We start from the raw sequence: 20,421 nt of genomic DNA on the forward strand, positions 1-20,421 counted from the left end.
CTAGATTGGCCGGGTGCGTATCGCTCGTTTCGCTCATGCCAAGGGAATGTCGTTCGGAGCCGTCGAAGGCGAGCCGGAGGCCGGGCCGCAGGGCCTGACCATCGCCGAGATCGAGGGTCACCCGTTCGGTCAGCTCTCCTTCAGCGGGGCCCGCTGGGCCCTGTCCGACGTCCGGCTGCTCTCGCCGATCCTGCCCAGCAAGGTGGTCTGCGTGGGCCGCAACTACGCCGACCACGCCGCCGAACTCGGCAACGACGTACCCAAGGAGCCGTTGCTCTTCCTCAAGCCGTCCACCTCGGTGATCGGTCCGCGCGACGCGATCCGGCTGCCGATCTTCTCCAAGCAGGTCGAGCACGAGGCGGAGTTGGCCGTCGTGATCGGCGCACCGGGCGCCCGGCGGGCCGACCGCGCCGCCGCCGAACGCGCCATCTTCGGCTACACCTGCGCCAACGACGTGACCGCCCGGGACCTCCAGCGCTCGGACGGGCAGTGGACCCGCGCCAAGGGCTTCGACTCGTTCTGCCCCATCGGGCCGTGGATCACCACCGGGCTGGACGTGTCCGACCTGGAGATCCGGTGTGAGGTCGGTCGCAACCCCGACGAGATGGAGGTACGCCAGCTCGGCCGGACGAAGGACATGGTCTTCGACGTGCCCGGCCTGGTGTCGTACATCTCGCACGTGATGACGTTGCTGCCCGGCGACGTGGTGCTCACCGGTACCCCGGCGGGGGTTAGTCCGCTCGTCGAGGGGGATACGGTCAGCGTGCGGATCGAGGGCATCGGCGAGCTCAGCAACCCGGTGGTCCCCGTCGCCTGATCGGTCTGATGCCCCTGTTTCCGCAGCTCAAGGGTGTTTCGGGGGGATCGGATTTGGCCTGCCGGCACCGGGAGGGTAATGTTCACTCCCGGCGCCGCAAGGGGCCGATGGGGTATGGGGTAATTGGCAGCCCGACTGATTCTGGTTCAGTTAGTCTAGGTTCGAGTCCTGGTACCCCAGCGCAGCTGGGATTCGCGAGAATCCCGGACGCTGGATTCTGACGGAGTTCGACTCCGTCCCTGCGGGGGCGGAGAGTGGTCTTCGGTAGAGTGCAGCTCCTCCATCCGTATGGGTGGGGGAGCGAAAGTTGTTCTGGCCCCGTCGTCTAGCGGCCCAGGACGCCGCCCTCTCAAGGCGGTAGCGCCGGTTCGAATCCGGTCGGGGCTACATCGTGTACAGCCCGTCTCACTACGGTGAGGCGGGCTGTTTCGCGTCCGCCTGCCTGCCTGCCTGGCCTGTCGGTCGTCGCCTGCCGGTCGTGGCTTGCGGGTCGTGGCCTGCCGGTCGCGGCTTGCGGGTCGTGGTCTGCCGGTCGTGGCTTGCGGGTCGTGGTCTGCCCGGTCGTGGCCCGGCTTGATCGACTCGGCTTGCAGGAAACCGTGGTGTCCTGAGCCGGCCGACAGGCCGAGTTCACGGAACCCGAGTCGATCTGGGCCGCCGCCGGTGCGGCCGTCGCCCGTACCCGGTTCTCGCCCTCGCCAACGGTGCCGCTAGACTACAAGCCGCACCGCCCGCGAGGGTGGTGAACAGGAAAGTTCTGGCCCCGTCGTCTAGCGGCCCAGGACGCCGCCCTCTCAAGGCGGTAGCGCCGGTTCGAATCCGGTCGGGGCTACAACCAAAGGCTCACCTCGCCCAGCGGGGTGAGCCTTCTCCATATCCCACCCGGCCCTCCCGGCCCCGCCCGTGCTCCATCCGGCCCCGGCCCCACTCAGCCCCCGGTCCGGCCCGCCCCCGGTGATCAAGAGGTTTGCGTCACCGGAACCGGCGTGTCGTGACGCAAACCTCTTGATCACGGGGGACGAGCGAGGAAGCCGGCGCGACCCGATCTGGGTGCCCGGCCGCCCCCGGCCCGGCTTCCTCTCGTGCTGTTGATCATGAAGTTATTGCCACCTGCATCGGCGTGTCGGGACAACAACTTCATGATCAACGGGACGAGGGCGGGGCGGGGCGGGGGCGGGGCGAGGGCGGAGCGAGGGCGGGGCGAGGGCGAGGGCGGGTGGGGGTGGGGTTAGAGGCCGGATAGGCGTTGGCCGGCTCGGACCACTGCCATGGCGTGGCGTTCGCCGGGGCGGCGGCCGAGGCGTTCGATCGGGCCGGAGATGCTGATCGAGGCGATCACGCGGCCGGTGCGATCACGGATCGGCGCGGAGACGCTCGCCACACCGGCCTCCCGCTCGGCGACGCTCTGCGCCCAGCCCCGGCGGCGTACCTCGGCCAGGGTGCGGCCGGTGAACTTGCTGCGCGGCAGCAGCGGCATGACCGCCTCCGGCGGCTCCCAGGCGAGCAGGATCTGCGCCGCCGAGCCGGCTGTCATGGGCAGCACCGAGCCGACCGGGACGGTGTCCCGCAGGCCGCTGGCGCGCTCCGCGGCGGCCACGCAGATGCGCTCGTCGGCGCGGCGGAGGTAGAGCTGGGCGCTCTCACCGGTGGCGTCCCGCAGCGCGGCGAGCAGGGGCTCGGCGGCGGTCAGCAGCACGTCCGGTGCGGCGTTGGCCAGCTCGCCGAGCCGAGGCCCGGGGCGCCAACGGCCCTGTGTGTCCCGGACCAGCATCCGGTGGATCTCCAGGGCCTGCGCCAGCCGGTGCGCGGTGGCCCGGGGCAGCTTGGTGCGTTCAACGAGTTCGGCAAGGCTGGCGCCGTCGACACAGGCGGCCAGGATGACCACCGCCTTGTCGAGAACGCCGACACCGCTCATACTGTGTCCCACAAGCCGAAACTTACCTCCCAGAATTTAGGATGTCCAGATGGTGGGAGTCACTCCTGAGCCGAGGACCCTGGCCGAGAAGGTCTGGGACGCGCACGTCGTACGGTCCGCCGCTGGTGAGCCGGACCTGCTCTTCATCGACCTGCACCTGCTGCACGAGGTGACCAGCCCGCAGGCGTTCGACGGGCTCCGGCTCGCCGGGCGTCGGGTGCGTCGTACCGACCTGACCCTCGCGACCGAGGACCACAACACCCCGACCGGGTACGCCGATCCGGCGTTCCGGTCCCGCCGTGGTGACCTGCTCACCATCGCGGACCCGACGTCGCGTACGCAGATCGAGACGCTGCGCCGCAACTGCGCCGAGTTCGGGGTGCGGCTGCACCCGCTCGGCGACGACAACCAGGGCATCGTGCACGTCATCGGCCCGCAGCTCGGGCTCACCCAGCCGGGCATGACGATCGTCTGCGGCGACTCGCACACCGCCACCCACGGCGCGTTCGGCGCGCTCGCCTTCGGCATCGGCACCAGCGAGGTCGAGCACGTGCTCGCCACCCAGACGCTGCCGCAGAGCCGGCCGAAGACGATGGCCGTGAACGTCGTCGGCCAGCTCGCGCCGGGCGTCACCGCGAAGGACCTGGTGCTGGCGCTGATCACCCAGGTCGGCACCGGCGGCGGTCGGGGGCACATCGTGGAGTACCGCGGTGAGGCCATCCGCGCCCTCTCCATGGAGGGGCGCATGACCATCGCCAACATGTCCATCGAGTGGGGCGCCAAGGCCGGCATGATCGCGCCGGACGAGACGACTTTCGCGTACCTCAAGGGTCGACCGAACGCGCCCCAGGGCGCCGACTGGGACGCGGCGCTCAACTGGTGGCGGACGCTGCCCACCGACGAGGGCGCGCGCTTCGACGCCGAGGTGACGCTGGACGCCAGCCGGATCACGCCGTTCGTCACCTGGGGCACCAACCCGGGGCAGGGCGCGCCGCTGAGCGCACCGGTGCCCGACCCGGAGGAGTTCACCACCGACGCGGAGCGCGCTGCCGCCCGCCGGGCCCTGGAGTACATGGATCTGCGCCCCGGCACCCCGCTGCGGGAACTGCCGATCGACGTGGTCTTCGTGGGCTCCTGCACGAACGGCCGCCTGGAGGACCTGCGGGCCGCCGCCGACGTGCTGCGCGGCCACCGGGTCGCCGACGGGGTGCGGATGCTCGTGGTGCCCGGCTCCGCCGCCGTACGGGAGGCCGCCGAGGCGGAGGGGCTGGACAAGGTCTTCGCCGACGCGGGCGCCGAATGGCGGTTCGCCGGCTGCTCGATGTGCCTGGGCATGAACCCGGACACGCTCAAGCCGGGCGAGCGCTCCGCCTCCACCTCCAACCGCAACTTCGAGGGCCGGCAGGGCCGGGGCGGGCGTACGCATCTGGTGTCCCCGCCGGTCGCCGCCGCCACCGCCGTGGTCGGCCGGCTGGCCGCCCCCGCCGACCTGTAGAAGGGACCGACGAGATGGACAAGTTCACCACCCACACCGGTACGGCCGTGCCACTGCGCCGGTCCAATGTGGACACGGATCAGATCATCCCGGCCGTGTACCTCAAGCGGGTGACCCGTACCGGCTTCGCCGACGGGCTGTTCAACGCCTGGCGGGAAGACCCGGCATTCGTGCTCAACGATGAATCCTATTCCGGGGCGTCGATCCTCGTCGCCGGGCCGGAGTTCGGCACCGGATCCTCGCGTGAGCACGCCGTCTGGGCGCTGCGGGACTGGGGCTTCCGCGCGGTGGTGGCCCCGCGCTTCGGTGACATCTTCCGCGGCAACGCACTCAAGGAGGGCCTGCTGCCGGTCGAGTTGGAATTGAAAGCCGTCGAGGAGTTGTGGGATCTCGTCGAGGCCGATCCGACCACGCCGGTGACTGTCGACCTGACCGCCCGACAGCTCCGGGCGGGGGATGCCACCTGGTCGTTCCCGCTGGACGACTTCAGCCGTTGGCGGCTGATCGAGGGCCTGGACGACATTGGACTCACCCTTCGACACGCCGCCGACATCGACTCGTACGAGGCCTCCCGACTGCCGTTCCTGCCCTCGGTGGCATAGCCGTACGCGTACCCCACATCGGATTTCGCCCTCACCGGTCCAACCGGTGGGGGCGAATCCGTTACGACACAAGGGCTTTTTTCCGCCGAATGTTTGTGTCCAGGCACTACAGGGCATACGGTGCGCGCAGAATGGCTCGCGTCGAGTCAGTTGCACAATCGGGAGGAAGTCGTGAACAAGGCCGAGCTCATCGAGGCGCTCGCCGTTCGCCTGGGGGACCGGAAAACGGCGACGGCCGCGCTCGACGCGGTCCTCACTGAGGTCCAGGCGGCGGTCACCAAGGGCGAGAAGGTGGCGATCACCGGATTCGGAGCATTCGAAAAGCGTGTCCGTGGCGCACGAACAGCGCGCAACCCGCGTACCGGCGAGGCGGTGAAGGTCAAGAAGACGTCCGTCCCGACCTTCCGTCCCGGCGCCGGGTTCAAGGAGATGGTGGCCAGCGGCAAGGTGCCGAAGGCCACGGTGGCGGCGAAGAAGACGGCGACCACCACGGCCAAGGCGGCCGGTACCAAGGCGGCCGGCACCAAGGCGACGGGCACGAAGGCCACCGCCACCAAGGCGGCCAGCAAGAAGACGGCCCCGGCCAAGGCGAGCAAGACCGCCACGGCCACCAAGGCGGCCAGCAAGAAGACCGCCCCGGCCAAGGCGAGCAAGACCACCACGGCGACCAAGACGGCCGCCAGCAAGAAGACCGCCCCGGCGAAGAAGAGCGCCGCGGCCACCAAGTCCGCCACGGCGAAGAAGACCACCGCGGCGGTGAGCAAGAGCACGGCGGCCAAGAAGGCTCCGGCGAAGAAGGCTCCGGCCAAGAAGGCGGCCAGCAAGCGCTGACCGACTGACCGAGCTGCGAGGGGCGTCCACCGGTGGTGGACGCCCCTCGTCCGTGTCGGAAGCGTTGACCCGACCGGGCGGTACGCGCAGAATCGCCGTGCCGGCTCCCCCTTCGGGCCGGTCCGTCGACGGGAAGTGGGGCGCCGGTGCGCTACCGCCAGCTCACCACCTCATCGCTCGCTCTGGGCGTCATCCTGCTCATCGACGTGCTGCGCGTCTGGCTGCCCGGCATCATCACCATCTTCGGGCAGGCCGCCTCCACTCCGGCCGAGCTGATGGGCGCGTTCGCGCTCGGCTGGTTCGTTCTGGCGCTGGCCGCGCCGGCGCTGGTCCGCCGAATCGGTACCCGCCCGGTGACCGTCGCGGCGGCCGTCGTGCTGGCCGTGGCCCGTCTCGCGCTCACCGCGACCCCCGGCGGCCGTCCGCAGCTCTGGTTGGCCACCGCTGGTCTCCTGGCCGGGCTGGTGTGGCTGGTCGGCGTCGCCGCCGGCACCGACCGCCCGGTGCCGGGGCTGGCGCTCGGGCTGGCGGTCAACGCGGTCGGGCACGCGCTGTTGGACACCTACGACCTCGTCTGGCGGGGCGGCTGGGTGGCGTGGCTGCTCAGCGCCGTCGCGGTGGCGCTGTTCCTGCTCGACGCGGCCCTGCCCGCCGCGCCTCCCGGCCCCGCCGGCGCCCGCTCGTGGTTGCTGTTCGGGCCGGCCCTGCTGCTGTCCGGCATGGTGGCTCTCGCGCCGGCTCTGGCGCAGGCTGGGATGTCGTACCTGCAAGCGGAGGGCTCCGTCGCCCGTTCGCCGTTGCTCGGCCTGGCGCCGGTGCCGGTGGCGGTCGCCGGATTCCTGCTGGCCGCGCTGACGGGCCCGAACCGGCGCTGGGCCCGTCCACTCGGGCCGGCGGCCCTGCTGGCGGGCGCGGTGCTCTTCGCCCTCGACCGTGGCGATCTGCTGGTCGCGGCCATGCTGCTCAGCGCCGTCGGCCTCGGCGCCTGCCTGGCCCTCACCGACAGCGCCGGCCCGACCGACAACGTCAGCCGGACCGAGTACGCCGGTCGGACCGACAGCGCCGGTCGGACCGACAGCGCCGGTCGGACCGACAGCGCCGGCCCGACTGAGAACGCCGGCTGGGCCGACAACGCTGGCCCGACTGACAGCGCCGACCCGACCGAGAACGCCGGCCCCGACCGGGTCGGGGCGGGTGAGGCGGGCGATGGATGGCGAGCGGCGGCCCGACGGGGGTACGCGGTGGCCGCCGGCATGCTCGTCTTTGTGGTCGGCTCGATCGGCTACTACTCCGCCTACGACCTCGGCTACCCCAACGCCGCCGTGCCGGTGGTGGTGGCCGGGGTTGTCGCGGTGGTGGCCCTGACGGCCCGTCCCATCCGCCTCCGGCTCCCCGGACCGTTGCCGCCCCTGCGGACCACGGCCGCGGTGACCGCGCTGGCCCTGCTGGCGCCGCTCGTGGCCGAGGAACTTCCGGTGGCCAGCAACCGGGAAGGCCCGCCGGAGCGGTTGCGGGTGGTGGCCTACAACATCCGGATGGGCTTCGGCCTGGACGGCCGGTTCGACCTCGCCGGGTTGGCTGCCGCGATCGACCGGCAGCGGCCGGACGTGGTGCTGCTCAGCGAGGTGGACCGGGGCTGGCTGCTCAACGGTGGCCACGACACGCTGGATCTGTTGTCCGACCGGCTCGGCATGCCGTACGTCTTCGGGCCGGCCGCCGACCCGGTGTGGGGCGACGCGGTGCTCAGCCGCTGGCCGATGACCGCGCCGGAATCCCTGCCGTTGCCGGCCGTCGGGGCGCCGACCGGCGCGCAGGCGCTCGCCGTGACCCTTGACCTCGGTGACGACGTGCGTACCGCCGTGGTGAGCACCCACCTCCAGCCGCCGCCGGGCCGGGACCCGGTGGTCCAGGCCCGCGCGGTCGCCGACTTCGCCATCCGGTACGCGGCGGGCCGGCCGCTCGTCGTTGCCGGTGACCTCAACACCGAGCCGGGTGACGAGGCGTTCGGGCAGTTCACGCTGGCCGGTCTGGTGGACGCGTTGGCGGCTGGCCGACCGCTGGCGACCAGCCCTGCCGACGACCCCCGGCAGCAGATCGACCACGTCTTCGTCTCACCCGGTCTGACGGCCGCGGACCCGGTCGCGCCACGCGGCGAGGCCAGCGACCACCTGCCGGTGGCGGTGACCGTCACGCTGCCGCCTCGCTGACGCCGATCGACTCGGACGGCCCGCGTCAGAGGCGGTCGGTGGCGAGCAGCCGGTCGCCGGCGAAGGCGAGCAGCCAGCCGCCGCCCTTGGGAGTGGTGAAGTCCTCGTCGGCGCGGCCGGTCAGCCGTTCCAACGCGCCGGGCAGCACCTTGCCCTGGCTGCACACGGCCACCTGCCCGCCGGCGCAGGCCAGCTCCAGCACCTGCGCGGCGGTGGCCAGCACCCGCTCGTCGTGCTGCTGGCCGGGCTGCGGCTCGTTCAGGTCGCCGCGCACCTCGATGGGCAGGTCGAGCAGCGCGGCGGCCGGGTCCAGGGTCTGCACGCAGCGGCGTGCCGACGCCGACAGCAGCCGGGCGGGCCGGACCAGGGCGATCAACGGCGCCAGCGCGTACGCCTGGGCCCACCCCTCGTCGTCGAGCGGACGGGCGGTGTCCGGCCCGGTCCACGTGGCCCGCTTGCCGGCGTGCCCGTGCCGGACCAGCGCGATCGTCGCGGTCACCGGCGGCAGCGCGGCGAACGCGGCCAGCACCTCGGCGTCGTGTGGATAGCTGACCAGTCGGATCGCGTCGTCGACGGTCAGCCACCGGATGTCGTCGACCTCGGTGCCCGGCTGGAAACCACCCTCGGCGACGGCGAGCATCGACCAGTAGTCGACGAGCTTGGCCTGCCCCTCACTGCGGTACCGCACCGACGGCAGCCGCACCTGCGGTACGCCCCGCACGTCGGCCTCCTCGGCCACCTCGCGGACCGCCGCGACGAGCGGGTGTTCGCCCGGTTCCAGCTTGCCCTTGGGCAGCGTCCAGTCCCCGTAGCGCGGGCGGTGCACGACGCAGACCCGTACGCCGTCGTCGGTCGGTCGCCAGCAGACTCCGCCGGCGGCCCGGATGCCCGTCACGGTAGCCATCGGGTCCGCCGTCGCCGGGTCGCCCGGTGCCACGCGTCGGGGAACCGGGCCCGCATCCGCCGGACCGTGTCGCGTTCCCGCTCGGCCAGCCGCCCGGCGGTGACGGCCAGCTCGTGGTCGTCCGGCCGCTGGGCGGCGAGGGCGAGCCAGGTCTCGGCGGCCACCGCGGCGTCCTGGTGCTCACCGAGCACGTCCTGGACCCGGGCCAGCGCACGGGCCAGCCGTCGCGCGTCCCTGCCGACCGCCGGGAGGACGGCGGTGACCGCGTACCGGGCCTGCTTGCCCTGCTTGCGGACGGCGTGCCAGCGATCGTCGGGGGCGAGCGGGTCGAGCCTGTCGACGCCGTCCGGGCCGGTGAGCTGCCGCCACGGGCGGGCCACCAGCTTCGGTAGCGTCCGGGCCGCCGGGGTGGCCGCCCGTCGGGTGAGCCGGGGCGCCCGGGCGGCCAGCACCAGGGCGTCCACCAGGGCCAGGTAGCGCGGGGAGCGCAGCGCCTCGTCGATGGCGGCGAGCGCCTGCCGCTGCCGCTGCGCGAGGGCGTCGTCCAGCCGGTCGACCGCGCCGGCGTCGAGCGGGCCGAGCGGATCGGCGGTGGCGGTGCGTCGCAACCGCTCGCGCAGCACCTCGGCGTCGCGCGCCCCGCCGAGCACCCCGGCCAGCCAGCGCAACTCGTCGCGCAGGGGACGGGCCCAGCTCCGGCGCACCAGTGGACGGAAGGTCCGCAGGTCGCTGCGCAGCCGTCGGCAGGCCACCCGCATCTGGTGTACGGCGCTGTCTCCGTCGCCCGTCGTATCACGGAGGCGTACGAGGGGATCGTTCGCCAGCAGCCGGCGTACCTCCTTGCGGACCGCCTCGGTGACCACGTCCCCGGCGCTCGGGTCGTCGGCCAGCTCGCCCGGCGCGACCAGGTCGGGTTCACCCTGTGCCATCGTCCCCAGCGCCCGCACGTGTTTCGGGGTGAACGCCCCGGACCGGGCCCCGGCGTCGCGCAGCGCCGCGCCGACACGGTCCAGCAGGTCGCGGTCGCCGGCCTTCCGCTCGACCTCCACCTCGCGGAAGGAGCTCGTGACGGCGCCGGTGTCGTCGAGGACGCTCACCCGGTCGTCCACCACCTCGGCGAGCACCGTGCCGTCCCCGGCGCACACCTCGTGGGCGTGCCGAACGGTGCGTACCACCGTCAGCGGCGTGAGCGGCGCGTCCCGGTGCAGGGCCGTGACCAGCTCGACCAGGTCCGCCGGCGGCTGCCCGTCCGGTCCGGGACGGGATATCTCGTGTCGGACGCCGGGCGTGCCGGTGGGCAGCTTCACCGTCCACGGCGGCTCGTCCCCGTCCCGGTGGCGCAGGGACGCCCCGGCGCGGGCCAGCCGCAGGTCGACCGTGTCGAGGTAGCGGGCGACGAGCGTCACCGGCGGCAGCGCCCGCACCCGACCGCCGGCCGGTGCGGTGGCGGACAGGTCGGGCAGCACGAAGGTGTCGTCCACCTCGTACTTCTGCTCCTCCTCGACCATCAGCTCAGCCTAGGCGGTGATCGCTCAGCCGGCCGTGCCACCGACGCGGCGCAGCAACAGTTCCTGGAGATGCACACGGGCCCCGTCGTCGTCGCCGGTACGCCGGGTCCAGGTGCCGTCGCCGGCCAGCTCGAACGCGTCGACGTCCGGGCTCATGGCGGCCGTCAGCACGTAGTCCAGTTCGGCACGGGCGACCGGATCGCTCACCTGCACCAGCGCCTCCACCCGCCGGTCCAGGTTGCGGTGCATCAGGTCCGCCGAGCCCATCCAGAACTCGGCCTCGCCGTTGTTGCCGAAGCGGAAGACGCGGGAGTGCTCCAGGAAGCGGCCCAGGATCGAGCGGACCCGGATGTTGTCCGACAGTCCCGGCACCCCCGGACGCAGCGTGCACATGCCCCGGATGAGCAGGTCGACGTGGACGCCGGCCTGGGAGGCCCGGTACAGCGCGTCGGTCACGCCCTCGTCGACCAGTGAGTTGACCTTGAACTGGACCAGGCCGGGCATGCCGAGGCGGACGTGCGCGATCTCCCGCTCGATCCGTTCGATCAATCCGCTGCGGATGCCCTGCGGGGCGACCAGCAGCCGTCGGTACGCGGTCTGCCGGCTGTACCCGGTCAGCACGTTGAACAGGTCGGTGAGGTCCGCTCCGATCTCCGGGTCGGCGGTGAGCATGCCGAAGTCCTCGTACAGCCGCGCGGTCTTCGGGTGGTAGTTGCCGGTGCCGATGTGGCAGTACCGGCGGATCTGGTTGCCCTCCTGCCGGACCACCAACGCGGTCTTGCAGTGCGTCTTGAGCCCCACCAGCCCGTACACCACGTGGCAGCCGGCGCGTTCCAGCGTGCGGGCCCAACCGATGTTGGCCACCTCGTCGAAGCGGGCCTTCACCTCGACCAGCACCACCACCTGCTTGCCGGCGGCGGCCGCGTCGACGAGCGCGTCCACGATCGGCGAGTCACCGCTGGTGCGGTAGAGGGTCTGCTTGATGGCGAGCACGTTCGGGTCGGCGGCGGCCTGCTCGATGAAGCGCTGCACGCTCGTCGCGAACGAGTGGTACGGGTGGTGCACCAGGATGTCCCCGTCCCGCAACGTGGCGAAGACGCTGCGCGGCACCTCACCCTCGGTGAGCCGGGGGTGCGTGGCCGGTACGAACGGCGGGTCCTTCAGGTCCGGGCGATCGGCCTCGCCGTACACCTGCCACAGCGCGGACAGGTCCAGCAGGCCGGGCACCCGCAGCACGTCCTGGTCGTCCATGTCCAACTCGCGGACGAGCAGTTCCAGCATGTGGTCGGAGATGGACGCCGCGACCTCCAGGCGTACCGGCGGCCCGAACCGGCGTCGGGCCAGCTCCCGCTCCAAGGCCTGGAGCAGGTCCTCGTCGCGGTCCTCGTCGACCTCCACCTCGGCATTGCGGGTCACTCGGAACAGGTGGCACTCGACCACCTGCATGCCGCTGAAGAGCTGACCCAGGTGCACCGAGATCAGATCCTCGACCGGCAGCATCCGTACGCCCGGCTGGTCCCGGTCGACGCGAACGAAACGCGGGACGTTGTTGGGCACCTTCACCCGCGCGAACAGCTCGGAACCGCCGTCCGGGTCGCGGACGGCCACCGCCAGGTTCAGCGACCGTCCCGAGATGTACGGGAACGGGTGCGCCGGGTCCACCGCGAGCGGGGTGAGCACCGGGAAGATGTGCTCCCGGAAGTAGGTGCGCAGCCGTTCCCGCTCGGGGTCGCCGAGGTCACCCCAGCGCAGGATGCGGACGTCCTCCTCGGCCAGCCGGGGCAGGACGTCGTCGACGAAACAGGCGGCGTGCCGGGCGACCAGCTCGGCGGTCCGCTCGGAGATCAGTTCGAGCTGCGTACGCAGGGGGAGGCGGTCGCCTCCGCGTACCGGCAGGCCGGCGGAGAGCCGCCGCTTCAGGCCGGCGATCCGCACCATGTAGAACTCGTCCAGGTTGCTCGCGAAGATCGCCAGGAACTTGGCCCGCTCCAGCAGGGGAGTGCTCCGGTCCTCGGCGAGGGCGAGCACCCGCGCGTTGAAGTCGAGCCAGGACAGCTCCCGGTTGAGGAAGCGGTCCTCCGGAAGGGGGGCCGGCGGCTCGTCGTCATCCCTGGCGAAGGGCGGGGCGGGCTGGACGCCGCCGGCCGCCGGGCCGTCCGCCTCGGTGGTCGCGACGGCGGGGTCGAGGACCTCGTCCAGCCCGGAGGAGGCTCCGCCCGGGTCGTCGGCGAGCGTGTCGGCGCGGGCGGCGCCGGCCCGTTCGGCCCGGGACGGGCGGAAACGGCCATCGGTGCCGCGGATGCGGGCGCCGTTGCGGGGGTCGGTGGCGGGTGGGGTGACCGGGTGCTCGCGAGGGGTGCTCACCCGCTCATAATCACCCGATTCGAGTTAACGCAAAATGAACTTGGCCCCGCCAGCTCAGTTCATCGTCGGCAATGTCACCCGGACGACCTCGCCGTCGGGATCGGTGTCGATGCGGACCCGCTGGCCGAGCCGGAGCAGCCGCAGGCCGGAGGCGTCGAACGCCCGGGTGGGAAAGCGCAGTTCGGTGCCGTCGTCGAGCAGCAGGACACCGCTGCGTGTCGTCGCGTCGTAGCTGGCCACCGTGCCCTGCATGCTGGCACCGTACACCGGCGGGGGTCACCTCGGCGCTGCGCGGCCGGCGCCCTCAGCTGGTGGAGCGCGCCGGGCGGACCGTGGCGAACAGCGCGGCCGTGCGCGGTCCCAGACCCAGGCGGGCGGCCTCGACCAGATCGTCCGCGGTGTCCACGTCACGACGCAGGCTCGGCCAGGCGCCGGTCAGCGGCAGCGCTCCGCTCGCCTCGTGCGCCACCGCCGAGTCGATCCCGAACCGCGGGTCGAGGTCCACGCCCGGCGGAGTGGCGAGCAGCACGGTCCCCGTGCCGGGCGCGTCCGCCACGAACCGGCGTACCCCCTCGGGGCCGTGCTGCGCCGCGAGCAGCGCGGCGGCCAGGTCATCCGGGCGCAGCGCCGGCAGGTCGGCGGTGAGCCCGGCCACCCACCGCGCCGGGCTCTGTGCCGCGCCGTGCCGAAACGCCGCGTTCAGGCCGGCGTCCGGCAGGTCGGCGACGGTACGCGCGCCGAGGGCACGCGCCGCCTGCGCCACCCGGTGGTCGTCGGTCACCACCAGAGCCTCGGCGACCGCCGGGCAGGCCAGCACCGCGCGCAGGGTGTCGGCCGCCAGGGCCAGCGCCAGCTCCTCGTGGGGTACGCCGGGCAGCGCGCCCCGCAGCCGGCTCTTGGCCACGGTCAGACGCTTCACCGGCACCACGACGGCCCACCTCGGCTGACTCACGTCCGCAATCCTGCCAGCCGGACGACGGGACCCTCGCTGGCCGTACCGGGGGCGAGCAGGCATGATTTCCGCTGCGGGTGTCGCGGGTGGGGCGCGCGCGGTGGGGTCGGGGCGCGACGAGGAGGCACAGTGGCACGGCGGAGGCTGGGGTTCTGGCAATGGTTCGCCGTGGGGCTGGTCAAGCCGGTGATGACCGTCTGGACCCGGCGGACCTGGCGGGGCCAGGAGCACCTCGCCCGGGACGGCGGCGTGATCATCGTGGCGAACCACATCTCGCACGCCGACCCGCTGGTCTCCGCGCACTTCATCTACGACTCCGGCCGGTGGCCGCAGTACCTGGGCAAGGCCAGCGTGTTCCGGGTACCGGTGGTCGGCTGGATCCTGCATCGGTGCCGACAGATCCCGGTGGAGCGGGGCAGCGTCGAGGCGGTCCGCTCGCTGGACAAGCTGGTCGCCGCGCTCGACGAGGGCGGCGCCGTCGTGATCTACCCGGAGGGCACCACCACGCGGCAGCCGGAGCTGTGGCCGATGAAGGCCAAGACCGGCGCCGCCCGGCTGGCGCTGGCGACCGGCGCGCCCGTGGTGCCGCTGGTCATGTGGGGGCCGGAGCGGATCTTCGACCCGCGGACCACCCGCCTCGACCCGCGCCCCCGGATTCCGGTCACCGTGGTGGCCGGCGAACCGGTCGACCTCAGCCGCTGGGCGGACGCGCCGCCGACCCGGGAAACCCTCGAAGAGATGACGGACGCCATCATGCTGCGGCTGCGGGACATGCTCGCCGAGATCCGGGGCGGCACCCCGCCGCCGCTGTGGGAACGACCGGCCCGACCGTCCGTCGAGCGGCGACAGGGCGAAGCGGCATGAGCGGCCACGTCGCGGTGCTCGGCGCCGGCTCCTGGGGCACCGCCTTCGCCAAGATCCTGGCCGACGCCGGTCGGGACGTGACGGTGTGGGCCCGCCGGGCCCCGGTGGCCGAGAGCATCCGCACCGAGCGTCGCAACCCGGAGTACCTGCCGGACCTGCTGCTGCCGTCCCGGGTCACCGCCACCACCGACGCCGCCGAGGCGATCACCGACGCCGAGGTGGTGGTGCTGTCCGTGCCGTCGCAGACCCTGCGCGGCAACCTCGCCGAGTGGGCCCGGCACCTGCACCCCGACTCGACGCTGGTGTCGCTGATGAAGGGCATCGAACTCGGCACCACCAGGCGGATGAGCGAGGTCATCGTGGAGACCGCCGGGGTGGCGGCGGACCGGGTGGTGGTGGTCTCCGGCCCGAACCTGGCCCCCGAGATCGCCGCCGAGCAGCCGGCCGCCACGGTGGTGGCCGGCACGAACGCCCACCGGGCCACGCTCGTGCAGTCGTCGATCCGGACGCCGTACCTGCGCCCGTACACCAACGACGACGTGATCGGCTGCGAGTTGGGCGGCGCGGTCAAGAACGTGATCGCGCTGTCGTACGGCATCGCCACCGCGATGGGCTTCGGCGACAACACCCGGGCCATGCTGATGACCCGGGGGCTGGCCGAGACGGCCCGCCTGGGCGTGGCGCTCGGCGCGGACCCGATCACCTTCGCCGGCCTGGCGGGCATGGGCGACCTCGTCGCCTCCTGCTCGTCCCCGCTGGCCCGTAATCGCACCTTCGGCGAGCACCTGGGCCGGGGCGAGACGCTGGAACAGGCCCAGGCCGCCACGCGACAGACGGCCGAGGGCGTCAAGAGCTGCCTCGCGATCCGCGACCTGGCCCGGGCCCACGGCGTCGAGATGCCGATCACCGAGCACGTGGAACGGATCTGTCACGAGGGGATGGACCCGCGCCTCGCCGTCCAGGCGCTGATGAGCCGCACCGCCAAGCCCGAGTCGTACGAGTGAGGACCTGATGAGCGAGTGGGGAGACGGCACCCGCTGCGTACGCGCGGGCCTGCCGAAGCCGGCGCCGGGCGACCCGTTCCTGCCGGGGCCGGTGTTCGCCGCGCCGTACCACCTCGATCCGCGGCAGGGGCCGGACGCGTCGCCGAACGGCTACGGCCGCCCCGACAACCCGACCCGGCGGCTGCTGGAGGCCGCGGTGGGCGAGTTGGAGGGCGGGGAGTCTCTGGTCTTCGCCAGCGGGCAGGCCGCCATCACGGCGGCGCTGTTCACCCTGCTGCGCCCGGGGGACACCGTGGTGCTGCCCTCCGACGGGTACTTTCCGGTGCGGGCGTTCGCCACCGACGTACTGGAGACGATCGGCGTACGGGTGCTCCTCGTGCCGACCGTCGGCCCGTACCCGTCGTTCGAGGGCGTACGGCTGGTGTTGGTGGAGACCCCGGCCAACCCGGGCCTGGACGTGGTCGACGTGGCCGCCCTGGCGGAGCGGGCGCACGCCGCCGGTGCCCTGCTCGCGGTCGACAACACCACGGCCACCCCGCTCGGGCAGCGTCCGCTGGACCTCGGCGCCGACCTGGTGGTGGCGTCCGGCACGAAGGCGCTCACCGGCCACTCCGACCTGCTGCTCGGCTACCTGGCCAGCCGGTCCGTCGAGGTGGTGGAGGCGGCGACGCTCTGGCGTACCAGCACCGGTTCGGTGCCGGGGGCGTTCGACGCCTGGCTGGCCCACCGGTCGCTGGCGACCCTCGACCTGCGGCTGGCCCGGCAGAGCGCGAACGCCGCCGCCGTCGCCGACCTGCTGGCGGCCCGTCCGGACGTGACCGGGGTGCGCTGGCCGGGGTTGCCCGACGATCCCGCGTACGCGGTGGCCTCGACGCAGATGCGCCGGGTGCCCGGGGTGCTGTCGTTCGACCTGGGCGATGCGGATCGGGTCGCCCGCTTCGTCGAGGCCGCCCAGCTGGTGGCGGCCGCCACCTCCTTCGGCGGTCTGCACACCACGGCGGACCGGCGCGCCCAGTGGGGCGACGACACGGCCCCCGGCTTCGTCCGGCTCTCCTGCGGCGCCGAGGACACGGCCGACCTGGTGGCCGACATCGCCGCCGCGCTGGACGCCAGCGCAGGGGCCTGAGTGCAGTCACCGCCGATCGAGCGGTCCGCCCTGGTGGGCCGGCTGCGGGCCGCCGGCTGTGTGTACGCCGAGGACGAGGCGGAGCTGCTGCTCGCCGCCACCGACGATCCGGTGACGCTGGCCGAGCTGACCGACCGCCGGGTGGCCGGTGAGCCGCTGGAGTACCTGCTCGGCTGGGCGGAGTTCTGCGGCCTGCGGATCGCCGTCGACCCGGGCGTCTTCGTGCCGCGCGGCCGGACGGCCCTGCTGGTCGAGGTGGCGGTCGAGCTGACCGGTCCCGCCCCGGCCGTGGTCGACCTCTGCTGCGGCTCCGGGGCTGCCGCCGTGGCGCTGGCCCACCGGCTCGCGCCGCGCTGGCTGGCGGCCGCCGACATCGATCCGGTGGCAGTGGCGTGCGCCCGGCGCAACCTCGCCGGGCTGGCCGCCGAGGTGTACGAGGGTGACCTCTTCGCCCCGCTGCCAAAGCGTTGGCGGGGGCGGCTCGACCTGGTGGTCGCCAACGCACCGTACGTGCCGACCGACGCGGTGGCCCTGATGCCGCCGGAGGCACGGCTGCACGAGGCTCCGGTGGCGCTCGACGGCGGGCCGGACGGGCTGGCCGTGCTGCGCCGGGTGGGCGTCGAGGCGGTGAGCTGGCTGGCTCCGGGCGGCAACCTGGTGGTCGAGGCCGGCGAGACGCAGGTGGACGATCTGTGCCGCTCGTTCGAGGCCGCAGGCCTGCGACCGACCGTCCGGACGGACGAGGACCTCGACGCCACTGCGGTGACGGCTCGCCGCCCGAGCTGAGCTGCCCGCCCCGCCAGCGTCATCGTGGGGCGCGGACCGGGCTGTCTGCGGTGCTGCCGGTGGAACCGGTGCTGCCGGTAGTGCCGGTGGTGCCGGTAGTGCCGGTGGTGCCGGCTCCGGGCACACCTGCTGCATCGCGCCCTTTGCTCTGCTTCAGCGGAGGAGACACCTGCTGTCCGATTATCGGACGCCGGGTGTCTCCTGGGTTGAAGCAGAGCAAAGGGCGGAACGGGCACCCTTGCTCCCTGCCGTAGGGGTGCCGTGAGGCACGGGGTGGGGAGTGGGCGTGGCGGGGGAGCGGGGTTGGCACTAGCCTCGGCTCACACTCATGAGGGCGGGAGGCGGTTGCGGTGGGCAGCGCAGGGGTGCCGGTGGTCGTCGGCCTGGACAACGGTGGCACCAGCAACAACGCCACCGTGCTGACGGTGGACGGCCACTTCCTGGTCGACGGCCTGCTGGAGATCCCCAGCGAGGTGCAGGCCGGCCCGGAGGCGGCGATCGAGGCGCTGGCGCGGGCGCTCGACGGGGCGTTGGCGCAGACCGGTGTTCCCCGTGAGCTGGTCCGGGCGGTCGGGCTCGACACCCCCGGTCCCGCCAGCGCCACCGGCGTGATCTCATCGCGCGGCTCGACCAACTTCTCGCAACCGGCCTGGCGTGGCTTCGACGTCCGAGGCGCGTTGGAGCGGCGGCTCGGCCTGCCGGTGATCTACCACAACGACGGCAACGCGGCGGCGCTCTACGCCCACCACGTGTACTTCGGTGACGAGGCGATGACCCGGTCGTCGGTCTCCGCGATCGTCGGCACGGGCCTCGGCGGCGGGGTGGTCGAGGGCGGCAGGGTGATCGCCGGCGCCGCCGGCATGGCCGGCGAGCTGGGTCACGTGCACATCCCGCTCGGCGGCCTGCTCGGCCCGGAGCAGTCGGAACCGACCTGCGCCTGTGGCTTCATCGGCGACGTCGAGAGCATCGCGTCGCTGACCGGCATCGAGCGCAACCTGCTGCCGTACTGGCTGACCCGGTATCCCGGCCACCCCCTCGCGGCCGAGCCGTTGGCGCGGGCGGCAAAGCTCGTACGGGGCTACGGCGAGCGAGGTGACGCGCTGGCCCGGGACCTCTTCACCCAGCAGGCGATGGCGTTGGGCCGCCTGTTCACCCTGGCGGCGAACTTCACCGATCCGCACGCGTACTTCGTCGGTGGCGGCGTGGTGGAGGCCGCGCCGGCGTTCCGGGACTGGTTCCTGGCGACGGTCCGCGAGCACACCGTGCTCCGTGCGGAGCAGGCCGCCGTCGCCACCTTCGCGCTCGTGCCGGAGCGCGACATGGCCGGCGCCCGTGGCGTGGCGATCGCCGCTCTGGAAGCCGTACGTGCCGCGCCGGAGCCCCGCCCCCTGGTCGCCTGACCCTCTCCCACCTGGCCGCGCCCCGCGTTCCGGGCTGTGTCAGCCCGGTCGGCGGGGCGCGGGTCGTACGGCGGGCGTAGTGGTCAGCGGCGTGGTGGGGCCTGAGCGAAGGCGGCCCAGGCCGCCGGGGGGAACAGCAGGGCCGGGCCGGCCGGGTCCTTGGAGTCGCGGACGGCCACCAGTCGGGGGATCGCGGCCACCTCCACGCAGGCTCCCTCGTCGCCGCTGCGGCTGCTCTTGCGCCACGCCGCCGCGGCCAACGCCGCTGTGATCGTCGGTGTCATCGGTCTCCTACCGTCCCTTCAGGACTGACAGGAGCATCGCCCGGCTGTCCGCCGGGCTGAGCGCCACGCTGCGCAGATGCTCCATGATCTTGGTGCAGGTACGCGTCTCGCCCGCCCGGTCGAGGATCATCTGACCGGCGACGGTCTCCACCGACGCGATGATCGGGTCCTCCGGATCGGCGAACTCCAGGATGTGCAGCGAGCCACGGGTGCCCCGGTGGTAACCGGCGGAGAGCGGGATCACCTGGACGGTGATGTTCGGCAGCTCGGCCATCTTGACGAGGTGCCGGAGCTGGCCCTCCATCACCGACTCGTCGCCGACCGGGCGGAGCAGCGCGCCCTCGTCGATGATCGCGTCGAGGATGGGTGGGGTCTCGGCGGTGAGCCGCTGCTGGCGGTCGAGCCGGATCTTGACCCGTTGCTCCACCAGCTCGTCGCCGAGGGTGTGCGGGCCGCCGCGCATCACTCCGCGGATGTAGTCGGCGGTCTGCAACAGGCCGGGCACCACCGACGGCTCGAAGTTGGAGATCGCAGTGGCCTCCGCCTCCAGGGCGATGAAGTCGATGGTGCGCGGGTCGAGCAGGTACGAGTACGACACCCACCAGCCCGGTTTGCGCGCGTCCTTGGCGAGTTGCACCGCGGCGGCCACCTCCTCGGACGTCACCCCGTACGAGGTGAGCAGGGCGCGCACGGTGGCCGGGCTGATCAGTGTCTGGGCGTTCTCGTAGCGCGAGAGCGTGCTGCGAGTGCTGTTGATCTCGTCTGCGGCGGACTCCAGTGTCAGCCCGGCGGCTTCCCGGAACTGGCGTAGGGCGATGCCGAGTCGGCGGGCACGGGCGGTCTTGGGGGCCATGCATCGATGGTCGCACACATTTACGGGAACGGGTACATGAGAGATGGCCGATGAGAGTTGCATTCATGGCTGTAGACGTGTCAATCTGTTATCGCGTCCTCACCGCCGGTTGTCGTGGCGACGGTGGTGGTGAGCGACCGGAGGGGATAGGGCGCGCGGCGATCGGGTTTCTCCCCCGTACCCGATCGCCGCGTGCCGCCCGTGCCCGCCCGCCGGAAGGGGACGACGTGCGTACCGGTCCGAAGTCTCCGCCCCCGCGCCGCGGGGGCCGGCGATGACCCGCTTCCTGGTCGTGCTCACCGACGTGCGTCCCGTCGAGGGCATCGACCGCAACGAGCGGGTCGCCCCCGAGCGTCGCCGCCAGGTCGTGGGCGCGAGCAGCAGGGAGGCCGCCGACCGGATCGCGGGCGCCTTCATGGCGCTGGGCATGGTCCGGGCCGGCCGGCAGCGGGTCAAGGTGATCGCGGTCGGTCGCCGGCACGCCCGGGACTGAGATTCGACCCTCACCA

At 72.9% G+C, this 20,421-nt stretch carries 19 protein-coding genes and 3 tRNA genes; 14 read left to right on the forward strand and 8 right to left on the reverse strand.

Annotated elements, in window-relative coordinates:
• Positions 1 to 13: 13 nt before the first annotated feature.
• The 4 genes from ACQPZK_RS06485 to ACQPZK_RS06500 all read left to right on the forward strand — a co-directional run bounded on the left by ACQPZK_RS06485 (position 14) and on the right by ACQPZK_RS06500 (position 1,649).
• Positions 14 to 817, forward strand: coding sequence for a fumarylacetoacetate hydrolase family protein (locus tag ACQPZK_RS06485; RefSeq protein ID WP_357131201.1), 804 nt, complete (start codon positions 14 to 16; stop codon positions 815 to 817).
• Between the two features lie 108 nt (positions 818 to 925).
• Positions 926 to 997, forward strand: a tRNA-Gln gene (locus tag ACQPZK_RS06490).
• A 134-nt stretch (positions 998 to 1,131) separates the two neighbouring features.
• Positions 1,132 to 1,204 (forward strand) — tRNA-Glu (locus tag ACQPZK_RS06495).
• A 372-nt stretch (positions 1,205 to 1,576) separates the two neighbouring features.
• Positions 1,577 to 1,649: transfer RNA gene (locus ACQPZK_RS06500), tRNA-Glu, on the forward strand.
• A gap of 396 nt (positions 1,650 to 2,045) precedes the next feature.
• On the opposite strand, the gene ACQPZK_RS06505 is transcribed toward ACQPZK_RS06500, so the two are convergent.
• On the reverse strand, positions 2,046 to 2,732 hold the full coding sequence (locus ACQPZK_RS06505) for an IclR family transcriptional regulator (protein WP_091671614.1): 687 nt from the start codon (positions 2,730 to 2,732) through the stop codon (positions 2,046 to 2,048).
• 49 nt (positions 2,733 to 2,781) lie between these two features.
• Between ACQPZK_RS06505 and leuC the strand changes: the two genes are divergently transcribed.
• The 4 genes from leuC to ACQPZK_RS06525 all read left to right on the forward strand — a co-directional run bounded on the left by leuC (position 2,782) and on the right by ACQPZK_RS06525 (position 7,867).
• Positions 2,782 to 4,227 (forward strand): 3-isopropylmalate dehydratase large subunit, encoded by a 1,446-nt coding sequence (leuC, locus tag ACQPZK_RS06510; RefSeq protein ID WP_433537420.1) that lies wholly within the window; start codon positions 2,782 to 2,784, stop codon positions 4,225 to 4,227.
• 14 nt (positions 4,228 to 4,241) lie between these two features.
• Positions 4,242 to 4,829 (forward strand): 3-isopropylmalate dehydratase small subunit, encoded by a 588-nt coding sequence (leuD, locus tag ACQPZK_RS06515; RefSeq protein ID WP_433537421.1) that lies wholly within the window; start codon positions 4,242 to 4,244, stop codon positions 4,827 to 4,829.
• Between the two features lie 171 nt (positions 4,830 to 5,000).
• Positions 5,001 to 5,660, forward strand: coding sequence for an HU family DNA-binding protein (locus ACQPZK_RS06520; RefSeq protein ID WP_433537422.1), 660 nt, complete (start codon positions 5,001 to 5,003; stop codon positions 5,658 to 5,660).
• Positions 5,661 to 5,806: 146 nt separating this feature from the next.
• Positions 5,807 to 7,867, forward strand: coding sequence for an endonuclease/exonuclease/phosphatase family protein (locus ACQPZK_RS06525; RefSeq protein ID WP_433537423.1), 2,061 nt, complete (start codon positions 5,807 to 5,809; stop codon positions 7,865 to 7,867).
• Positions 7,868 to 7,892: 25 nt separating this feature from the next.
• Here ACQPZK_RS06525 and ACQPZK_RS06530 read toward each other — a convergent pair whose 3' ends face one another.
• Genes ACQPZK_RS06530 through cofC form a run of 5 tightly spaced genes read right to left on the reverse strand, consistent with a single transcriptional unit; the run spans position 7,893 to position 13,595 of the window.
• Positions 7,893 to 8,771, reverse strand: coding sequence for an NUDIX hydrolase (locus ACQPZK_RS06530; protein WP_433537424.1), 879 nt, complete (start codon positions 8,769 to 8,771; stop codon positions 7,893 to 7,895).
• Positions 8,759 to 10,279, reverse strand: coding sequence for a CHAD domain-containing protein (locus tag ACQPZK_RS06535; protein ID WP_433537425.1), 1,521 nt, complete (start codon positions 10,277 to 10,279; stop codon positions 8,759 to 8,761). Before ACQPZK_RS06535 ends, ACQPZK_RS06530 begins: the two co-directional genes overlap by 13 nt.
• A 24-nt stretch (positions 10,280 to 10,303) precedes the next feature.
• Positions 10,304 to 12,643: an RNA degradosome polyphosphate kinase gene (locus tag ACQPZK_RS06540; RefSeq protein ID WP_433537426.1), complete on the reverse strand. Its 2,340-nt coding sequence runs from the start codon at positions 12,641 to 12,643 to the stop codon at positions 10,304 to 10,306.
• 54 nt (positions 12,644 to 12,697) lie between these two features.
• Positions 12,698 to 12,895 carry a cold-shock protein gene (locus ACQPZK_RS06545; protein WP_433537427.1) on the reverse strand — a complete coding sequence of 66 codons (198 nt, stop codon included), beginning with the start codon at positions 12,893 to 12,895 and terminating at the stop codon, positions 12,698 to 12,700.
• Positions 12,896 to 12,947: 52 nt separating this feature from the next.
• Positions 12,948 to 13,595, reverse strand: a complete 648-nt coding sequence (gene cofC / locus ACQPZK_RS06550) for a 2-phospho-L-lactate guanylyltransferase (protein ID WP_433537428.1) — start codon at positions 13,593 to 13,595, stop codon at positions 12,948 to 12,950.
• Between the two features lie 129 nt (positions 13,596 to 13,724).
• On the opposite strand from cofC, the gene ACQPZK_RS06555 reads away from it, so the two are divergent.
• The 5 genes from ACQPZK_RS06555 to ACQPZK_RS06575 all read left to right on the forward strand — a co-directional run bounded on the left by ACQPZK_RS06555 (position 13,725) and on the right by ACQPZK_RS06575 (position 18,775).
• Positions 13,725 to 14,459, forward strand: a complete 735-nt coding sequence (locus ACQPZK_RS06555; protein WP_433537429.1) for a lysophospholipid acyltransferase family protein — start codon at positions 13,725 to 13,727, stop codon at positions 14,457 to 14,459.
• Positions 14,456 to 15,463, forward strand: a complete 1,008-nt coding sequence (locus ACQPZK_RS06560) for an NAD(P)H-dependent glycerol-3-phosphate dehydrogenase (RefSeq protein WP_433537430.1) — start codon at positions 14,456 to 14,458, stop codon at positions 15,461 to 15,463. Before ACQPZK_RS06555 ends, ACQPZK_RS06560 begins: the two co-directional genes overlap by 4 nt.
• A 7-nt stretch (positions 15,464 to 15,470) precedes the next feature.
• Positions 15,471 to 16,589: a cystathionine gamma-lyase gene (locus tag ACQPZK_RS06565; RefSeq protein WP_433537431.1), complete on the forward strand. Its 1,119-nt coding sequence runs from the start codon at positions 15,471 to 15,473 to the stop codon at positions 16,587 to 16,589.
• The gene (locus ACQPZK_RS06570; protein ID WP_433537432.1) at positions 16,590 to 17,375 is read left to right on the forward strand and encodes a putative protein N(5)-glutamine methyltransferase; all 786 of its coding nucleotides are present in this window, start codon (positions 16,590 to 16,592) and stop codon (positions 17,373 to 17,375) included. It abuts the gene before it with no gap.
• Between the two features lie 350 nt (positions 17,376 to 17,725).
• On the forward strand, positions 17,726 to 18,775 hold the full coding sequence (locus tag ACQPZK_RS06575; protein ID WP_433537433.1) for an ROK family protein: 1,050 nt from the start codon (positions 17,726 to 17,728) through the stop codon (positions 18,773 to 18,775).
• Between the two features lie 83 nt (positions 18,776 to 18,858).
• Here the strand turns inward: ACQPZK_RS06575 and ACQPZK_RS06580 are convergent, their stop codons facing one another.
• A complete protein-coding gene (locus tag ACQPZK_RS06580; RefSeq protein ID WP_433537434.1) occupies positions 18,859 to 19,059 on the reverse strand; it encodes a DUF397 domain-containing protein in 201 nt (66 codons plus the stop codon).
• Between the two features lie 7 nt (positions 19,060 to 19,066).
• A complete protein-coding gene (locus ACQPZK_RS06585) occupies positions 19,067 to 19,912 on the reverse strand; it encodes a helix-turn-helix domain-containing protein (protein ID WP_433537435.1) in 846 nt (281 codons plus the stop codon).
• Between the two features lie 274 nt (positions 19,913 to 20,186).
• Here ACQPZK_RS06585 and ACQPZK_RS06590 point away from each other — a divergent pair, with 274 nt between their 5' ends.
• Positions 20,187 to 20,405, forward strand: a complete 219-nt coding sequence (locus ACQPZK_RS06590; protein WP_433537436.1) for a hypothetical protein — start codon at positions 20,187 to 20,189, stop codon at positions 20,403 to 20,405.
• Positions 20,406 to 20,421: the final 16 nt, after the last annotated feature.

The sequence above is a fragment of the Micromonospora sp. CA-249363 genome (genome assembly GCF_050950185.1).
In the GTDB taxonomy this organism is placed as follows: domain Bacteria; phylum Actinomycetota; class Actinomycetes; order Mycobacteriales; family Micromonosporaceae; genus Micromonospora.

Coding starts and splice junctions, on each gene's coding strand:
- ACQPZK_RS06585 (WP_433537435.1), bottom strand. CDS start 19,912: ATGGCCCCCAAGACCGCCCGTGCCCGCCGACTCGGCATCGCCCTACGC.
- ACQPZK_RS06545 (WP_433537427.1), bottom strand. CDS start 12,895: ATGCAGGGCACGGTGGCCAGCTACGACGCGACGACACGCAGCGGTGTC.
- ACQPZK_RS06530 (WP_433537424.1), bottom strand. CDS start 8,771: ATGGCTACCGTGACGGGCATCCGGGCCGCCGGCGGAGTCTGCTGGCGA.
- leuD (WP_433537421.1), top strand. CDS start 4,242: ATGGACAAGTTCACCACCCACACCGGTACGGCCGTGCCACTGCGCCGG.
- ACQPZK_RS06560 (WP_433537430.1), top strand. CDS start 14,456: ATGAGCGGCCACGTCGCGGTGCTCGGCGCCGGCTCCTGGGGCACCGCC.
- ACQPZK_RS06565 (WP_433537431.1), top strand. CDS start 15,471: ATGAGCGAGTGGGGAGACGGCACCCGCTGCGTACGCGCGGGCCTGCCG.
- ACQPZK_RS06590 (WP_433537436.1), top strand. CDS start 20,187: ATGACCCGCTTCCTGGTCGTGCTCACCGACGTGCGTCCCGTCGAGGGC.
- ACQPZK_RS06505 (WP_091671614.1), bottom strand. CDS start 2,732: ATGAGCGGTGTCGGCGTTCTCGACAAGGCGGTGGTCATCCTGGCCGCC.
- ACQPZK_RS06535 (WP_433537425.1), bottom strand. CDS start 10,279: ATGGTCGAGGAGGAGCAGAAGTACGAGGTGGACGACACCTTCGTGCTG.
- leuC (WP_433537420.1), top strand. CDS start 2,782: ATGGTGGGAGTCACTCCTGAGCCGAGGACCCTGGCCGAGAAGGTCTGG.
- ACQPZK_RS06580 (WP_433537434.1), bottom strand. CDS start 19,059: ATGACACCGACGATCACAGCGGCGTTGGCCGCGGCGGCGTGGCGCAAG.